This is a genomic window from Flagellimonas lutimaris (assembly GCF_051494225.1).
GTDB classification, from domain to species: domain Bacteria; phylum Bacteroidota; class Bacteroidia; order Flavobacteriales; family Flavobacteriaceae; genus Flagellimonas; species Flagellimonas lutimaris_A.
The window spans coordinates 135,543-150,437 of sequence record NZ_JBNPYE010000006.1 but is presented as its reverse complement, the minus strand read 5'-3'; the positions used below and the strand labels follow the sequence as shown (position 1 = coordinate 150,437).

Genomic DNA, 14,895 nt, shown 5'->3' with positions numbered 1-14,895 from the left:
ACAGAGATGAAGTTGAAAATAAAAACAGGGGACACGGTAAAAGTCATTGCGGGAGACCACAAAGGCAGTGAAGGTAAAGTACTTCAAGTAGACCGTGAAAAGAACAAGGCTATCGTGGAAGGCGTCAATGAGGTGTCCAAACACGAAAAGCCAAGTGCTAACAACCCTCAAGGAGGCATAACAAAAAAGGAAGCTCCAATACACATTTCCAATCTTTCCTTGATGGATCCAAAATCTGGTGAAACCACTAGAGTAGGATACGAAGTAAGGGATGGTAAGAAAGTAAGGTTTTCCAAAAAATCCAATGAAGTAATTTAGTCATGAGTTACATTCCAAGATTAAAGCAAGAGTATAAGGAGCGCGTGATCAAGGCGCTAACCGAAGAATTTGGTTACAAGAACGTAATGCAAGTTCCTAAGTTGCAAAAAATAGTAGTTAGCCGTGGAGTCGGTGCTGCTGTTTCCGATAAGAAATTGATTGATCATGCAGTAGATGAATTGACCAACATTACAGGTCAAAAAGCGGTCGCTACCCTTTCCAAGAAGGACGTTGCTACGTTCAAATTGAGAAAAGGAATGCCAATTGGCGCTAAAGTGACCCTAAGAGGAGAACGCATGTACGAGTTTTTGGATAGATTGATTACAAGTGCCCTTCCTAGGGTTCGTGATTTCTCTGGTGTTAAAGCTACAGGTTTCGACGGTAGAGGTAACTACAATTTGGGAGTTACCGAACAAATCATCTTTCCAGAAATCAATATAGATAGAATTAACAGAATCAACGGAATGGACATCACATTTGTTACTTCCGCTGAAACTGATAAAGAAGCAAAATCATTGTTAACCGAACTGGGAGTACCCTTTAAAAAGAACTAGTATGGCCAAGGAATCAATGAAAGCCCGTGAAAGAAAAAGGGCTAAAATGGTAGAAAAATACGCCGAAAAAAGAAAGGCTCTTAAGGAGGCGGGAGATTATGAGGCTTTGCAGAAGTTGCCAAAGAACGCTTCTCCTGTTCGCATGAGAAACCGTTGTAAATTAACAGGTAGACCTCGTGGTTACATGAGAACTTTCGGTTTATCGAGAGTAATGTTCAGAGAAATGGCCAATAAAGGGTTGATTCCTGGAGTTAAAAAGGCAAGTTGGTAATTTAGATAAAGAAAAGAAATGCTTACAGATCCAATTTCAGATTATTTGACCAGATTGAGAAATGCCAACATGGCAGGTCATAGGGTTGTAGATATCCCTGGTTCCAATCTAAAGAGACAGATTACCAAAATATTGTTCGATCAAGGATATATTTTGAGCTATAAATTCGAGGAAGATAAAGTACAGGGCAATATTAAAATAGCCCTTAAGTACGATAAATTTACCAAGGAGCCTATCATTAAAAAATTGCAGAGGGTAAGTAAACCCGGTCTGCGTAAGTATTCAAACTCTAACGATTTGCCTAGAGTATTGAATGGCTTGGGAATCGCCATCGTGTCTACTTCTCACGGAGTAATGACAAGTAAGCAGGCCCAGCATGAGAACGTAGGTGGCGAGGTATTGTGCTACGTATATTAATTGAGAAAAGAGAAGAAAAATGTCAAGAATAGGTAACAGTCCAGTTAAAATTCCTGATGGAGTCACTATAGAAGTAAAGGATTCCGTTGTTACTGTAAAAGGTAAATTGGGAGAACTTACCCAAGAGTTTTCGGGAATTGACATAAAAGTTGAGGACGGAAACGTTGTTTTGGAAAGACCTTCTGATTCCAAGGAAACTAAATCAAAGCATGGTTTATACCGCGCTCTTATCAATAATATGGTAGAAGGTGTATCCAATGGATGGACCAAGGAATTGGAACTTGTAGGGGTTGGTTACAGAGCCAGCAACCAAGGACAAAAATTGGATTTGGCCCTAGGATTCTCTCATAACATTGTTTTGGATATCGCTCCAGAAGTTAAGATTGAGACTATCTCTGAAAAAGGGAAGAACCCTATCGTAAAACTAACATCTCACGACAAGCAATTGGTAGGTCAGGTAGCCGCTAAAATTAGAGGTTTCCGTAAGCCAGAACCTTACAAAGGTAAAGGTGTGAAGTTTGTAGGTGAGCAATTAAGAAGAAAAGCAGGTAAATCAGCTTAATAATTAAGACTATGGGATTATCTAAGACTGAAAGAAAATTACGCATCCGAAGAAGAATACGAAAAGTATCCTTCGGAACTGAAGCAAGACCAAGGTTGTCTGTGTTCAGAAGCAATAAAGAAATATACGCACAGTTGATTGACGACGATAAAGGTGTAACTTTGGCGGCGGCTTCATCCAGAGACAAGGATGTCGACTCCAAAGGATCTAAGTCCGAGATTGCAACCAACGTGGGTAAGGCCATAGCTGAAAAAGCTCTTAAGCTTGGTGTTGAAGCCGTAGCTTTTGATAGGGGAGGAAACCTATATCACGGAAGAATAAAATCATTGGCTGAAGGAGCTAGGGAAGCAGGACTAAAATTCTAATAAACTATGTACCAGAAATACAAAAACGTAGAAACAGTAAAGCCAGGTGGACTGGAGTTGAAAGACCGTTTGGTTGGAGTACAAAGGGTTACCAAGGTAACAAAAGGGGGTAGAGCCTTTGGTTTTTCAGCAATTGTTGTTGTTGGTGATGAAAACGGAGTTGTTGGACATGGTTTGGGAAAATCCAAAGAAGTTGCCACAGCTATCGCTAAAGCTATCGAGGATGCCAAGAAAAACTTGGTTCGTATTCCATTGAACAAAGGAACACTGCCTCACGAGCAAAAAGGGAAATACGGTGGAGCACGCGTTTACATCAAGCCTGCATCACATGGTACCGGGGTAATTGCCGGTGGAGCTGTAAGAGCCGTATTGGAAGCTGTAGGTGTACAGGATGTACTGTCTAAATCACAAGGATCTTCCAACCCGCACAACGTTGTAAAAGCTACTTTCGATGCATTGTTGCAATTGAGAAGTGCTGACACCGTTGCAAAGCAAAGAGGAGTTTCTTTGGAAAAAGTCTTTAAAGGATAAATAAAGGATATTATGTCAAAGATTAAGGTTAAACAAGTAAAGAGCGGCATCAAAAAGCCACAGAACCAAAAGAGAACTTTGGAGGCTCTTGGATTGCGTAAGATCGGACAGGTAGTTGAACACGAGGCAACACCTAGTATCCTTGGAATGGTAAATAAGGTAAAACACTTGGTTTCCACAGAGGAAGCTTAAAATATAAAGGCACATGGATTTGAATAATCTAAAACCAGCGGATGGCGCTGTGCACAGAGAAGGAAAACGTGTAGGACGTGGAGAAGGTTCCGGTAAAGGAGGTACTTCTACCCGTGGACACAAAGGAGCCAAGTCTAGATCTGGTTACTCCAAGAAGATTGGTTTCGAAGGTGGTCAGATGCCGTTGCAAAGACGTGTACCTAAGTTTGGTTTTACAAACATAAATAGGAAAGAGTACACGGGTATCAACTTGGGCAAACTTCAAGAATTGGTGGACAAAGGAACCGTGAAAAACGAAGTAACTTTGGAAACACTAATCGAAAACGGTTTGGCCCACAAAAACGATTTGGTAAAGATATTGGGAGACGGTGAATTGAAAGCTTCTCTAAAAGTATCTGTACATAAATTTACTGCTTCCGCTAAAGCTGCTATTGAGTCGGCTGGAGGTGAGGCAATAAATTTATAAGAAATATAGCATGAAGAAATTTATTGAGACCATATCCAATATTTGGAAGATAGATGAACTAAGACAACGAATCATCCTTACACTAGGATTGTTATTGGTATACCGATTCGGAGCCCAAATTGTTCTTCCTGGTATTGATACTGCCCAATTGGCCCAATTATCCTCAAATACAGAAAACGGTATTTTGGGTATTCTTAATGCTTTTACGGGTGGTGCTTTTGCGAATGCCTCGGTGTTCGCTTTGGGTATTATGCCCTATATCTCTGCCTCTATTGTGGTGCAATTAATGGGAATTGCGATTCCTTATTTACAAAAACTACAAAAAGAAGGAGAGAGCGGTAGAAAAACCATCAATCAGATAACTCGTTGGTTAACGATAGGTATCTGTATTGTTCAGGCCCCTGCCTATTTGTACGGTCTTGGCGCCCTAGGTGTTCCAGATAGTGCATTTGTTTTGGGTAAAGGTTTGGATTTTATCGTGCCGGCTGTTATTATATTGGTAACAGGATGTGTATTTGCAATGTGGTTGGGTGAGAAAATCACCGATAAGGGAATCGGAAACGGTATTTCTTTATTGATTATGGTTGGTATCATCGCAACATTGCCACAAGCATTTGCACAAGAATTTGTTTCAAGAACGACCAACAATACCGGAGGAATCATGTTTATGTTGATCGAGGTAATAGTTTGGTTCTTGGTAATCTTGGCCAGTGTTTACTTGACAATGGCGGTTAGACAAATTCCTGTTCAGTACGCAAGGAGAACAGCTTCTGGCGGATACGAAAAGAACGTAATGGGAGCACGTCAGTACATTCCACTTAAATTGAATGCGTCTGGAGTAATGCCCATTATTTTTGCACAGGCAATTATGTTCGCACCAAGTTTAATTGGTAGAACGTTTAACGATACTGCTGCAGGACAATGGATGGAAGTGCAGTTCGCTGATATTTTTGGGTTGGCTTACAACCTCCTATTTGCAGTATTGATTATAATATTCACATACTTCTATACGGCAATCACCGTGCCTACCAATAAAATGGCAGATGATTTAAAGAGAAGTGGTGGTTTCATCCCGGGTATTCGCCCAGGAAAAGAAACAGGAAACTATTTGGACAAAATAATGTCCTTGATTACATTACCTGGTTCTGTCTTTTTAGCACTGTTGGCCGTGTTGCCTGCGGTGGTTGTAAAATTGATGGACGTACAGGCCGGATGGGCATTGTTTTATGGAGGTACATCACTGTTAATTATGGTTGGTGTGGCGATAGATACTGTACAGCAAGTAAATTCTTATTTGTTGAACAGGCATTACGACGGCTTAATGAAAACCGGTAAAAACAGAAAAGTAGCATAATTTATGGCAAAGCAACCAGCAATAGAACAAGACGGGACTATTATTGAAGCATTGTCTAATGCAATGTTCAGAGTAGAATTAGAAAATGGGCACGTGGTAACGGCACACATTTCCGGGAAAATGCGTATGCACTACATTAAGTTGCTTCCTGGGGATAAGGTAAAGTTGGAAATGAGTCCATACGATTTAACAAAAGCAAGAATTACTTATAGATACTAGTTACATGAAAGTAAGAGCATCAATAAAGAAGAGGAGTGCCGACTGCAAAATTGTTCGCAGAAAGGGCAGATTGTACGTAATCAACAAAAAGAATCCTAGATTTAAACAAAGACAAGGGTAATTATGGCAAGAATTGCAGGGGTAGATATACCTAAACAAAAGCGTGGCGTTATTTCGCTTACCTACATTTTCGGGATAGGTAAAAGTAGGGCGCAAGAAATTTTGGCAGCAGCCCAAGTAAGTGAAGATACTAAGGTTTCTGATTGGACTGATGATGAAATCGGAAAAATCAGGGAAGCCGTAGGGTCTTTCACAATTGAAGGTGAGCTTCGCTCAGAAACTCAAATGAACATCAAGCGTTTGATGGACATTGGTTGTTACCGAGGAATTCGCCATAGATCTGGATTGCCTTTAAGAGGTCAACGTACCAAGAACAACTCTAGGACCAGAAAAGGAAAAAGAAAAACTGTTGCTAACAAGAAAAAGGCAACTAAATAATACGGATAGTAGTCATTAGTATTTAGACGTTAGAAGAATCTGTTTGAAATGTAAAAGTCTAGGATTCCAATAACTAAAAGCTAACACTAGAAACTAAAAAATATGGCAAAGGCAAGTACTAAAACAGCTAAGAAGCGTAAAGTAGTGGTAGAATCTACAGGAGAGGCGCACGTTGTTGCATCTTTCAACAACATCATTATTTCCCTTACCAATAAGAAAGGTGATGTTATTTCATGGTCTTCCGCTGGGAAAATGGGATTCCGAGGTTCAAAAAAGAACACTCCTTACGCAGCTCAGGTTGCAGCAGAGGATTGTGCTAAAGTTGCTCACGAAGCAGGTTTGAGAAAAGTGAAGGTTTATGTAAAAGGACCTGGTAATGGTAGGGAATCAGCTATCCGTTCCATTCACAACTCAGGAATAGAGGTAACAGAAATCATAGATGTTACCCCACTTCCACACAACGGTTGTAGACCACCAAAAAGAAGAAGAGTTTAATTATCATTTAATTAATAATGGGCCCCAAAAGGGTCTTCACCCGAAGGTGCAGTTAGATTATCGAAGGATAAGCCTTAATTCATAATCGCACTTTCAAACTAAAAGAAGATGGCAAGATATACAGGACCAAAAACAAAAATCGCTAGAAAATTTGGAGAAGCGATTTTCGGAGACGACAAGTCATTCGAAAAGAAAAATTACCCTCCAGGACAACACGGTAACAACAGGCGTCGTGGTAAGAAGTCTGAATATGCAATCCAGTTGATGGAGAAGCAAAAGGCAAAATACACTTATGGTATTTTGGAGAAGCAATTCCGTAACCTTTTTGCGGAAGCCAAAAGAAAAGAAGGTGTTACAGGTGAGGTTTTACTTCAGTTGTGCGAATGTCGTTTGGACAATGTAGTATACAGAATGGGAATCTCCCCTTCAAGAAGAGGAGCGCGCCAATTGGTATCCCACCGTCATATTACAGTAAATGGACAGGTAGTAAACATTCCATCCTATTCACTAAAAGCAGGCGATGTTGTTGGTGTTAGGGAAAAATCAAAATCCGTACAATCTATTGAGGACTCGTTGGCTAACAATAGCAGCGTTTACGAATGGATCACATGGAACTCTGAAAAGAAAGAAGGTACATTTGTTGCCGTTCCAGAAAGACTTCAGATCCCTGAGAATATCAAGGAGCAGCTGATCGTCGAATTATACTCTAAATAAGAATTCAACATTAATCCAATTATGGCATTACTTAATTTTCAGAAGCCCGATAAAGTTATAATGATAGATTCAACAGATTTCGATGGGAAATTTGAATTTCGCCCGTTGGAACCTGGCTATGGATTAACAGTTGGGAATGCGCTGAGAAGGGTATTACTTTCCTCTTTGGAAGGTTTTGCCATCACTTCTGTACGCATAGATGGAGTTGAACATGAATTTTCTGTTATACCTGGCGTTGTTGAAGACGTGACAGAAATGATTTTGAACCTTAAACAAGTTAGGTTCAAAAGACAGATTGATGATGTTGAGAGCGAAACTGTATCTATTTCCGTTAGTGGAAAAGAACAAATGACCGCCGGTGACTTCCAGAAGTTCATCTCGGGATACCAAGTGTTGAATCCAGATTTGGTAATCTGCAACATGGATCCTAAAGTGAGCATCAACATGGAAATTGTTATCGAAAAAGGTCGTGGTTATGTTCCTGCAGAGGAAAACAAAAAATCCAATGCACCTTTGGGAAGCATTGCGGTTGATTCTGTTTATACTCCTGTAAAGAACGTTAAATACAGCATCGAAAACTATAGGGTAGAGCAAAAGACCGATTATGAAAAATTGGTTTTCGAAATCATCACCGATGGTTCTATTCACCCAAAAGATGCTTTGACCGAGGCTGCTAAAGTTTTGATTCACCACTTTATGTTGTTCTCTGATGAGCGCATTACGTTGGAAGCCGACGAAATCGCTCAAACCGAGACCTACGATGAGGAATCATTGCATATGCGTCAGTTGTTGAAAACTAAATTGGTAGACATGGACTTGTCCGTAAGGGCGTTGAACTGTCTTAAAGCTGCCGAAGTGGATACTTTGGGAGATTTGGTTTCCTTCAACAAAAACGATTTGATGAAGTTCAGAAACTTCGGTAAAAAATCTTTGACCGAATTGGAAGAATTAGTAATCAATAAAGGCCTACAATTTGGTATGGACCTTTCCAAATACAAATTAGATAAAGATTAATAATCATATTTTGCTCTCCTGATTAACTGGGATTTGGTAGCAAGATGATAACTTAGAACAATGAGACACGGAAAGAAGTTTAATCACTTAGGTAGAACAGCCGCCCACAGAAAGGCTATGTTGGCCAACATGGGTAGTTCCCTAATAGAGCATAAAAGAATCAATACCACGGTTGCAAAAGCCAAAGCATTGAAAAAGTTCATCGAGCCTTTGATTACTAAAGCAAAGATTGAGAACAACCAAACTACCGAAAAAGGTACGCATAACAGAAGGGTTGTTTTTAGTAACTTGAGAAGTAAGGAGGCCGTAACAGAATTGTTCAGCACGGTTGCCGAGAAAGTTGGCGACAGACCGGGAGGTTACACAAGGATCATTAAATTGGGTAACCGTTTGGGAGATAACGCTGATATGGCCATGATCGAATTGGTGGATTTCAACGAGATATACAACGCAGGTAAGCCTAAGAAGAAGTCGACCAGAAGAAGTAGAAGAGGAGGCGGAGGCGACAAAAAAGCTGAAGCACCAGTTCCAGCGGCCGAAACTAAAACTGACGATTCTGAAGAATAAGAAGAATGTTATTAACTATTATATTTTAGGAAAAAGGATAAGTGAAAACTTATCCTTTTTTTATGTTTTTTTATCTTAACTGAAACTAGAGCACGAAATGAAGTATCACACAAAGAAAAAAGCGTTGATTTTGTTGGCGGACGGAACCATATTTTATGGTAAGGCCGTTGGAGGAAGAGAAGGTACCGCAGTAGGGGAAGTTTGTTTCAATACTGGGATGACAGGTTACCAGGAAATCTTTACGGACCCATCTTACTACGGGCAATTAATGGTTACTACCAATGCACATATTGGTAATTATGGAACCAATGTTAATGAAATTGAATCCGATTCTATTAAAATTGCCGGTCTTATCTGTAAAAACTTCAGTTACGATTATTCAAGACCCAGTGCTGATATGAGCCTATTGGAGTTCTTGGACAAGAATAACTTATTGGCCATTTCCGATGTGGACACCCGTGCTTTGGTGAGCTACATTAGGGATAATGGAGCCATGAATGCCCTGATCTCTACAAAAGTGGACGACATTGATGCATTGAAAGAAGAGTTGAAGCAAGTACCTAGCATGGAAGGTTTGGAACTTTCATCAAAGGTTTCCACCAAAGAACCATATTACTACGGTGATGAAAACTCCGAATACAAAATTTCGGCACTTGACATAGGGATCAAGAAAAATATACTAAGAAACTTGGCAAAAAGAGGAGCCTATATAAAAGTTTTCCCTTACAATACATCTTACAATGAAATGGAGGAGTGGAATCCTGATGGATATTTTATCTCCAACGGCCCTGGTGACCCGGAACCTTTAACCGATGCCGTGGCAGCGACCAAAGAAATGATTGCTTCTGACAAGCCATTGTTCGGCATTTGTTTGGGACACCAAGTTTTGGCATTGGCCAACGGAGTTTCAACCTATAAAATGCACAATGGGCATAGAGGTATCAATCACCCTATCCTAAACCTAATGAGCGGAAAAGGAGAAATTACCTCACAAAACCATGGATTTGCTGTAAATAGGGAAGAAACCGAAGCAAATGCCGAGTTGGAAATCACCCATACGCATTTGAACGATCAAACCGTGGCTGGAATTAAAATGAAAAACAAAGATGTATTCTCGGTACAATACCACCCAGAAGCAAGTCCTGGACCACACGATGCAGATTATCTGTTCGACCAGTTCTTTGATTTGATCAAGGCTAGGAAAAACTAAAACGTTATAGTTTTGTTTTTAAGCAATTAAGTGCGTTTTGTGAGTAATTTCATGGAGTTAAAAACGACACCTTTTGTATCTTAGCCCAATAATCACAACTAAAAATATTGAATTAAAATGAGCATCATTATCAACATTCATGCAAGACAGATATTGGATTCCAGAGGAAATCCAACAGTAGAAGTAGATGTAGTAACAGAAAATGGAATTATGGGAAGGGCAGCAGTACCTTCAGGAGCCTCTACTGGAGAGCATGAAGCCGTTGAGTTGCGCGATGGTGGCGATTCCTTTATGGGTAAAGGAGTTGGTAAAGCCGTGAACAACGTAAATACCATCATAGCAGAGGAATTGATAGGTACTTCTGTTTTTGAGCAGAACTATATCGATCAAACCATGATTGATTTGGATGGTACACCAAACAAATCAAAATTGGGAGCCAACGCTATCTTGGGAGTATCCTTGGCCGCAGCAAAAGCAGCAGCCAACGAGTTGGGTATGCCGTTGTACCGTTATGTAGGGGGGGTTAGCGCCAACACGCTTCCGGTGCCAATGATGAACATTATTAATGGAGGGTCGCACTCCGATGCTCCAATTGCATTCCAAGAGTTTATGGTAATGCCAGTTAAGGCAAAAGATTTCAGCCATGCCATGCAAATGGGAACTGAGATTTTCCATAACCTTAAAAAAGTATTGCACGACCGCAACTTGAGTACTGCTGTAGGTGACGAAGGTGGTTTTGCACCTACCTTGGAAGGCGGTACCGAAGATGCTTTGGATACCATTGGAAAAGCTGTTGAAAAAGCAGGTTACAAATTGGGTGATGATGTGATGATTGCCTTGGATTGTGCCTCTGCAGAGTTTTATGTTGATGGTAAATATGATTACACCAAGTTTGAAGGGGATAAGGGAATGGTGAGAACCTCTGAAGAACAAGCTCAATACCTTGCAGACCTTTGTGAAAAATATCCAATCATTTCCATTGAGGATGGTATGGATGAGAACGATTGGGACGGTTGGAAGTTGCTTACCGAAAAAATAGGTGACAAGGTACAATTGGTTGGTGATGATTTATTTGTGACCAATGTAGAGCGTTTGTCTCGTGGAATTGAAAACGGCATCGCCAATTCAATCTTGATCAAAGTGAACCAAATTGGAACTTTGACCGAGACCATCGCTGCCGTAAATATGGCTAAGAATGCTGGGTATACCTCTGTAATGTCTCACAGATCTGGTGAAACAGAAGACAACACCATCGCTGATTTGGCTGTGGCATTGAACACTGGCCAGATTAAAACCGGTTCAGCTTCTAGGAGTGACCGTATGGCCAAATACAATCAATTATTGAGAATTGAGGAGGAGTTGGGCGACATCGCTTACTACCCTCAAGAAAAAGCCTTCAAGGTAAAATAAGCTTAATGATTTTTTAGCATAACAAAAGCCTTTTCCAAATGGGAAAGGCTTTTTTTTGTTTCACTAATAAAGTTTGGTTAAATTAAGGGTTCACTAAACTACCATACAAATTCTCCCACATGAATAACTTTCTTTTTGTTGCCGCTGAAAACGATGCTTTGGAAAATTGTAAAGCGGGCGGCATGGGCGATGTAGTCCGCGATGTGCCACGGCAGATTTCCGAACGGGGCGATAAGGTGCATGTTGTTGTGCCGGCCTATTCAAGACTTCATCACGGGGGATTGCCCAGAACTACTTTGAATTTTACCCTTCGTGGTATGGGTTACACCGCAGAATTGTATGAGGTCAAGCCCAAAAAGGAGTTTCCGAACATTTTCCACTATGTCCTGCATCATCCAGAGATAGAGGCCGGAGATATTGCACACATTTACCATAACGACCCACAAGAACCTTTCTACACCGATGCCATTAAGTATTTTATTTTTTGTACTGCGGTGGCAGAAGCCATAAAGCACGGAGCTTTTGGAGATGTTGACTTGGTACACTTACACGACTGGCATTCCAGTTTATTGTTGTTTTTAAGGGAATATCACCCAGATTACACCAATCTTAAGGATATACGCGTTGTTTACAGTATCCACAATTTGGCCATTCAGGGGATACGACCTTTTGATGGTAACTATTCATCCTTGAAAAACTGGTTTCCAAATGTACCCTTGGATTATCAAAAACTAATGGATCATAGATATCAGGATTGTATCAACCTAATGGCAGTGGGAATTCGGTTTGCCGATGCGGTGCATACCGTTTCACCTTCTTATAAAGAGGATGTACTACAACCGAGTTCCCCACCTGAATTTATTGGAGGCGAAGGATTGGAAATGGATTTGCAAGAAGCAGATAAAGAAGGTCGATTATTTGGAATTTTGAATGGATGTAACTACAAAAACATCAATAAGGAAAAGAAGGGAAACATTTACAGGAACACCGTAAAAGCCCTATTTATGTGGTTACAGGAAGAATCCAAAAAGTATAAAGCCGATTTTTTGGCCCATACAGGGGAGAAGATCATGGCATTTGTAGATGAAAGACCAAGATTTATCGCATCCAGTGTAGCCCGTTTAACAGAGCAAAAGTTTTATTTTTTCATGCGTTCACCAGAGGCTTTTGTTGAAATACTGAAAAAGCTGGAAAAGGTTGATGGTATTTTTATGTTGTTGGGTACGGGTGCCCCGGAATATGAAGAGCTTTTTCGAAAGTTGAGCTATGAACATAAGAATTTTATATTCACCAATGGTCAATCGGAAAAACTGATCGATTCCATGTATTTGGAATCCGACCTTTATTTTATGCCCAGTCTTTTTGAGCCCTGTGGAATCAGTCAAATGTTGGCCATGCGAAACGGTAACCCTTGTTTGGTTCATCACACAGGTGGATTAAAGGATACCGTAGATCACATGAAGACGGGTTTTTCTTTTGATGGAGATAGCTATGATGAAAAAATAAAAAACATGTTGGAAGCTTTGGATATTGCTTTGGATGTGTTCGAAAATGATAGACCTACCTGGAAAAAAATTCAGGCTGCAGCTAGGAAAAAGCGTTTTACTTGGAAGAAATCCGTTGATCAATATTATGATCAGCTGTATAAAATGGATTAAGTAAATTTTCTATATCATTTTAGCGTTAATATCAACTTAAATAGCGGCTGTAAATTGTTAATGGTAGTGCTTTTTCGTAATTTTCGGAATCAATTTTTACTAATCTATTAAAATATAAAATGTCGGATAAAGCTATACTCGAATATGGGGGAGAAAAGTATGAATTCCCTGTTATCAAAGGTACTGAAGATGAATTGGCCATAGATATCAAAACTTTGAGGGCCTCAACAGGAATGGTGACAATAGATCCAGGATACAAGAACACGGGATCTTGTGAGAGTGCCATAACTTTTCTGGACGGTGAGCAGGGAATATTAAGGTATCGTGGATATTCGATTGAAGATTTAGCAGAAAAAGCCGACTTTTTGGAAGTAGCTTATCTTTTGATTTTTGGGGAATTGCCCAACAAGGAGCAGCTCGAAAAATTTCATAATGATATTAAGGAAGAGTCCCAAGTGGATGAGGAAATGAAGAAAATTTTGGATGGTTTTCCAAAATCAGCACACCCAATGGGAGTACTTTCTTCGTTGACCAGCGCCTTGGTCGCTTTTAACCCATCTTGCGTGGATGTGTCTTCAGAATCAGCCATGTACAATTCCATTGTACGGATTCTGGCCAAATTCCCAGTTTTGGTAGCTTGGGCCATGCGTAAGAAAAAAGGTCTTCCGTTGGATTACGGAGATGACACCTTGGGTTATGTGGAGAACATTCATAAAATGATGTTCAAAAGACCAAATCAGGAATACAAAAAGGATAGAATTGCAATAGACGCTCTAGATAAATTACTGATATTGCACGCTGATCACGAGCAAAACTGCTCAACGTCCACTGTGCGTATTGTGGGATCGTCACACGCTGGGCTTTTTGCATCACTTTCTGCAGGTATCTCGGCACTTTGGGGACCATTGCACGGTGGTGCTAACCAAGCCGTTCTTGAAATGCTTGAAGCAATCGAGGCCGATGGAGGGGACACTAAAAAATATATGGCCAAAGCCAAGGATAAGAATGATCCGTTCAGACTAATGGGCTTTGGACACCGCGTATACAAAAACTTTGATCCACGAGCTAGAATCATTAAAAAATCTGCGGACGAAGTATTGGGCAACCTTGGTATCGATGATCCTATTTTGGATATTGCCAAAGGATTGGAAAAAGAAGCATTGGAAGACAAATACTTTGTGGACAGAAAGCTATACCCGAATGTGGATTTCTACTCTGGAATCATTTACCGTGCATTGGGTATCCCAACTGAAATGTTCACTGTAATGTTTGCCTTGGGCAGATTGCCGGGTTGGATTGCACAATGGAGAGAAATGAGACTCAGAAAAGAACCGATTGGTAGACCTAGACAAGTTTATATCGGAGAAAACTATAGAGACTTTGTTCCTGTGGAAAAAAGATAAGATTTGGGACGATAAAATAAAAAAGGGGCGATATTTTCGCCCCTTTTTTTGATAGATACAGTACTAAAGTCTTCCTACAGAGCTTTGGTTTAAAGACCTGTCGCTATCATAGCATATTCGCATAATTTCACAATGGTAGTGTTTCTGGATTTCCGAAATATCATTGTCTGTTATAGCATTTTTTGCTTTTTGAAATGTTTGATGGATAAAGTCATGTGCATCCACGGTACTCAAATTTTTCAAGGTCGAATCCAAGGATTTCCCGTATTTTCTTGCCGATTCATTGACCTTGGTAAAATACCAATCCTCATCTTCGCTCTTCATTTGTTCGGAATGTAAAGGATATCCATTTGGAAAATCACTCTCCTTGATACAGTCATCGTATTTAACCGCATAAATGGTATCAACCAGTATATTCGAATCTGCTTTGGAGACAAAACTGATTCGCTCCATTCTTTGGAAAACATCCATGCCTCCCATAACGATAAATAAGGTCGCTAATAAAATAGATGTAATTACAATATTTTTCATAAGTAGGAAAAATCTTAATACAAATGTAATCATAAAAATGAATCGATAACCTGACATTTGTCAGTTTTTTAGGTTTTGACAGTGATTTTAACTATTTGATGAACAACTTTTTGGCCTAAAATGAATTACCCTTGTTTTTAGGATTT

Annotated in this window: 22 protein-coding genes; 21 read left to right on the top strand and 1 reads right to left on the bottom strand. The window is 40.0% G+C overall.

Annotated features, from left to right (window positions below; translation table 11 throughout):
• Positions 1-6: 6 nt before the first annotated feature.
• From rplX to ACQQ5U_RS12735, 21 genes are all read left to right on the top strand, one after another.
• A complete protein-coding gene (rplX, locus tag ACQQ5U_RS12835) occupies positions 7-318 on the top strand; it encodes a 50S ribosomal protein L24 (protein ID WP_437398083.1) in 312 nt (103 codons plus the stop codon).
• Between the two features lie 2 nt (positions 319-320).
• Positions 321-872 (top strand): 50S ribosomal protein L5, encoded by a 552-nt coding sequence (rplE, locus tag ACQQ5U_RS12830; protein WP_108246819.1) that lies wholly within the window; start codon positions 321-323, stop codon positions 870-872.
• Between the two features lies 1 nt (position 873).
• Positions 874-1,143: a 30S ribosomal protein S14 gene (rpsN, locus tag ACQQ5U_RS12825; protein WP_014031999.1), complete on the top strand. Its 270-nt coding sequence runs from the start codon at positions 874-876 to the stop codon at positions 1,141-1,143.
• Between the two features lie 18 nt (positions 1,144-1,161).
• Positions 1,162-1,560, top strand: coding sequence for a 30S ribosomal protein S8 (rpsH, locus tag ACQQ5U_RS12820; protein ID WP_119606786.1), 399 nt, complete (start codon positions 1,162-1,164; stop codon positions 1,558-1,560).
• A gap of 19 nt (positions 1,561-1,579) precedes the next feature.
• On the top strand, positions 1,580-2,122 hold the full coding sequence (gene rplF / locus ACQQ5U_RS12815) for a 50S ribosomal protein L6 (RefSeq protein WP_437398081.1): 543 nt from the start codon (positions 1,580-1,582) through the stop codon (positions 2,120-2,122).
• Between the two features lie 11 nt (positions 2,123-2,133).
• Positions 2,134-2,487, top strand: coding sequence for a 50S ribosomal protein L18 (rplR, locus tag ACQQ5U_RS12810; protein ID WP_414460910.1), 354 nt, complete (start codon positions 2,134-2,136; stop codon positions 2,485-2,487).
• A gap of 6 nt (positions 2,488-2,493) precedes the next feature.
• The gene (gene rpsE / locus ACQQ5U_RS12805; protein WP_119606789.1) at positions 2,494-3,018 is read left to right on the top strand and encodes a 30S ribosomal protein S5; all 525 of its coding nucleotides are present in this window, start codon (positions 2,494-2,496) and stop codon (positions 3,016-3,018) included.
• A 12-nt stretch (positions 3,019-3,030) separates the two neighbouring features.
• The gene (gene rpmD, locus ACQQ5U_RS12800; RefSeq protein ID WP_119606790.1) at positions 3,031-3,210 is read left to right on the top strand and encodes a 50S ribosomal protein L30; all 180 of its coding nucleotides are present in this window, start codon (positions 3,031-3,033) and stop codon (positions 3,208-3,210) included.
• A gap of 13 nt (positions 3,211-3,223) precedes the next feature.
• Complete coding sequence (gene rplO, locus ACQQ5U_RS12795; RefSeq protein WP_437398079.1) at positions 3,224-3,676, top strand: 50S ribosomal protein L15; 453 nt, start codon at positions 3,224-3,226, stop codon at positions 3,674-3,676.
• A gap of 10 nt (positions 3,677-3,686) precedes the next feature.
• Entirely contained in the window at positions 3,687-5,030 is a 1,344-nt protein-coding gene (gene secY / locus ACQQ5U_RS12790; protein ID WP_437398077.1) for a preprotein translocase subunit SecY, read from the top strand.
• Positions 5,031-5,033: 3 nt separating this feature from the next.
• Complete coding sequence (infA, locus tag ACQQ5U_RS12785) at positions 5,034-5,249, top strand: translation initiation factor IF-1 (RefSeq protein ID WP_014031991.1); 216 nt, start codon at positions 5,034-5,036, stop codon at positions 5,247-5,249.
• A 4-nt stretch (positions 5,250-5,253) separates the two neighbouring features.
• Complete coding sequence (gene ykgO / locus ACQQ5U_RS12780) at positions 5,254-5,370, top strand: type B 50S ribosomal protein L36 (protein WP_010519235.1); 117 nt, start codon at positions 5,254-5,256, stop codon at positions 5,368-5,370.
• 2 nt (positions 5,371-5,372) lie between these two features.
• Positions 5,373-5,747: a 30S ribosomal protein S13 gene (gene rpsM, locus ACQQ5U_RS12775; RefSeq protein WP_437398074.1), complete on the top strand. Its 375-nt coding sequence runs from the start codon at positions 5,373-5,375 to the stop codon at positions 5,745-5,747.
• Positions 5,748-5,849: 102 nt separating this feature from the next.
• Entirely contained in the window at positions 5,850-6,242 is a 393-nt protein-coding gene (gene rpsK, locus ACQQ5U_RS12770; protein ID WP_437398072.1) for a 30S ribosomal protein S11, read from the top strand.
• A gap of 108 nt (positions 6,243-6,350) precedes the next feature.
• Positions 6,351-6,956, top strand: coding sequence for a 30S ribosomal protein S4 (gene rpsD / locus ACQQ5U_RS12765; RefSeq protein WP_437398071.1), 606 nt, complete (start codon positions 6,351-6,353; stop codon positions 6,954-6,956).
• 21 nt (positions 6,957-6,977) lie between these two features.
• Entirely contained in the window at positions 6,978-7,970 is a 993-nt protein-coding gene (locus tag ACQQ5U_RS12760; RefSeq protein WP_437398070.1) for a DNA-directed RNA polymerase subunit alpha, read from the top strand.
• A gap of 60 nt (positions 7,971-8,030) precedes the next feature.
• On the top strand, positions 8,031-8,537 hold the full coding sequence (gene rplQ / locus ACQQ5U_RS12755) for a 50S ribosomal protein L17 (protein ID WP_437398069.1): 507 nt from the start codon (positions 8,031-8,033) through the stop codon (positions 8,535-8,537).
• 97 nt (positions 8,538-8,634) lie between these two features.
• Positions 8,635-9,747, top strand: coding sequence for a glutamine-hydrolyzing carbamoyl-phosphate synthase small subunit (gene carA, locus ACQQ5U_RS12750; RefSeq protein ID WP_437398067.1), 1,113 nt, complete (start codon positions 8,635-8,637; stop codon positions 9,745-9,747).
• 117 nt (positions 9,748-9,864) lie between these two features.
• Complete coding sequence (gene eno, locus ACQQ5U_RS12745) at positions 9,865-11,157, top strand: phosphopyruvate hydratase (protein ID WP_437398065.1); 1,293 nt, start codon at positions 9,865-9,867, stop codon at positions 11,155-11,157.
• 119 nt (positions 11,158-11,276) lie between these two features.
• Entirely contained in the window at positions 11,277-12,815 is a 1,539-nt protein-coding gene (locus ACQQ5U_RS12740) for a glycogen synthase (RefSeq protein WP_437398064.1), read from the top strand.
• Positions 12,816-12,934: 119 nt separating this feature from the next.
• Entirely contained in the window at positions 12,935-14,218 is a 1,284-nt protein-coding gene (locus ACQQ5U_RS12735) for a citrate synthase (protein WP_437398063.1), read from the top strand.
• Positions 14,219-14,281: 63 nt separating this feature from the next.
• Here ACQQ5U_RS12735 and ACQQ5U_RS12730 read toward each other — a convergent pair whose 3' ends face one another.
• A complete protein-coding gene (locus ACQQ5U_RS12730; RefSeq protein ID WP_437398061.1) occupies positions 14,282-14,749 on the bottom strand; it encodes a hypothetical protein in 468 nt (155 codons plus the stop codon).
• Positions 14,750-14,895: the final 146 nt, after the last annotated feature.

What these genes read in the sequence shown, in the direction of transcription:
- rpsE (WP_119606789.1), top strand. Translation starts at nt 2,494, where the DNA reads ATGTACCAGAAATACAAAAACGTAGAAACAGTAAAGCCAGGTGGACTG.
- rpsM (WP_437398074.1), top strand. Translation starts at nt 5,373, where the DNA reads ATGGCAAGAATTGCAGGGGTAGATATACCTAAACAAAAGCGTGGCGTT.
- eno (WP_437398065.1), top strand. Translation starts at nt 9,865, where the DNA reads ATGAGCATCATTATCAACATTCATGCAAGACAGATATTGGATTCCAGA.
- ACQQ5U_RS12760 (WP_437398070.1), top strand. Translation starts at nt 6,978, where the DNA reads ATGGCATTACTTAATTTTCAGAAGCCCGATAAAGTTATAATGATAGAT.
- rplX (WP_437398083.1), top strand. Translation starts at nt 7, where the DNA reads ATGAAGTTGAAAATAAAAACAGGGGACACGGTAAAAGTCATTGCGGGA.
- rplO (WP_437398079.1), top strand. Translation starts at nt 3,224, where the DNA reads ATGGATTTGAATAATCTAAAACCAGCGGATGGCGCTGTGCACAGAGAA.
- carA (WP_437398067.1), top strand. Translation starts at nt 8,635, where the DNA reads ATGAAGTATCACACAAAGAAAAAAGCGTTGATTTTGTTGGCGGACGGA.
- rpmD (WP_119606790.1), top strand. Translation starts at nt 3,031, where the DNA reads ATGTCAAAGATTAAGGTTAAACAAGTAAAGAGCGGCATCAAAAAGCCA.
- ACQQ5U_RS12730 (WP_437398061.1), bottom strand. Translation starts at nt 14,749, where the DNA reads ATGAAAAATATTGTAATTACATCTATTTTATTAGCGACCTTATTTATC.
- rplF (WP_437398081.1), top strand. Translation starts at nt 1,580, where the DNA reads ATGTCAAGAATAGGTAACAGTCCAGTTAAAATTCCTGATGGAGTCACT.
- ykgO (WP_010519235.1), top strand. Translation starts at nt 5,254, where the DNA reads ATGAAAGTAAGAGCATCAATAAAGAAGAGGAGTGCCGACTGCAAAATT.
- secY (WP_437398077.1), top strand. Translation starts at nt 3,687, where the DNA reads ATGAAGAAATTTATTGAGACCATATCCAATATTTGGAAGATAGATGAA.
- ACQQ5U_RS12735 (WP_437398063.1), top strand. Translation starts at nt 12,935, where the DNA reads ATGTCGGATAAAGCTATACTCGAATATGGGGGAGAAAAGTATGAATTC.
- rpsH (WP_119606786.1), top strand. Translation starts at nt 1,162, where the DNA reads ATGCTTACAGATCCAATTTCAGATTATTTGACCAGATTGAGAAATGCC.
- rpsK (WP_437398072.1), top strand. Translation starts at nt 5,850, where the DNA reads ATGGCAAAGGCAAGTACTAAAACAGCTAAGAAGCGTAAAGTAGTGGTA.
- rplR (WP_414460910.1), top strand. Translation starts at nt 2,134, where the DNA reads ATGGGATTATCTAAGACTGAAAGAAAATTACGCATCCGAAGAAGAATA.
- rpsN (WP_014031999.1), top strand. Translation starts at nt 874, where the DNA reads ATGGCCAAGGAATCAATGAAAGCCCGTGAAAGAAAAAGGGCTAAAATG.
- rpsD (WP_437398071.1), top strand. Translation starts at nt 6,351, where the DNA reads ATGGCAAGATATACAGGACCAAAAACAAAAATCGCTAGAAAATTTGGA.
- rplQ (WP_437398069.1), top strand. Translation starts at nt 8,031, where the DNA reads ATGAGACACGGAAAGAAGTTTAATCACTTAGGTAGAACAGCCGCCCAC.
- rplE (WP_108246819.1), top strand. Translation starts at nt 321, where the DNA reads ATGAGTTACATTCCAAGATTAAAGCAAGAGTATAAGGAGCGCGTGATC.
- ACQQ5U_RS12740 (WP_437398064.1), top strand. Translation starts at nt 11,277, where the DNA reads ATGAATAACTTTCTTTTTGTTGCCGCTGAAAACGATGCTTTGGAAAAT.
- infA (WP_014031991.1), top strand. Translation starts at nt 5,034, where the DNA reads ATGGCAAAGCAACCAGCAATAGAACAAGACGGGACTATTATTGAAGCA.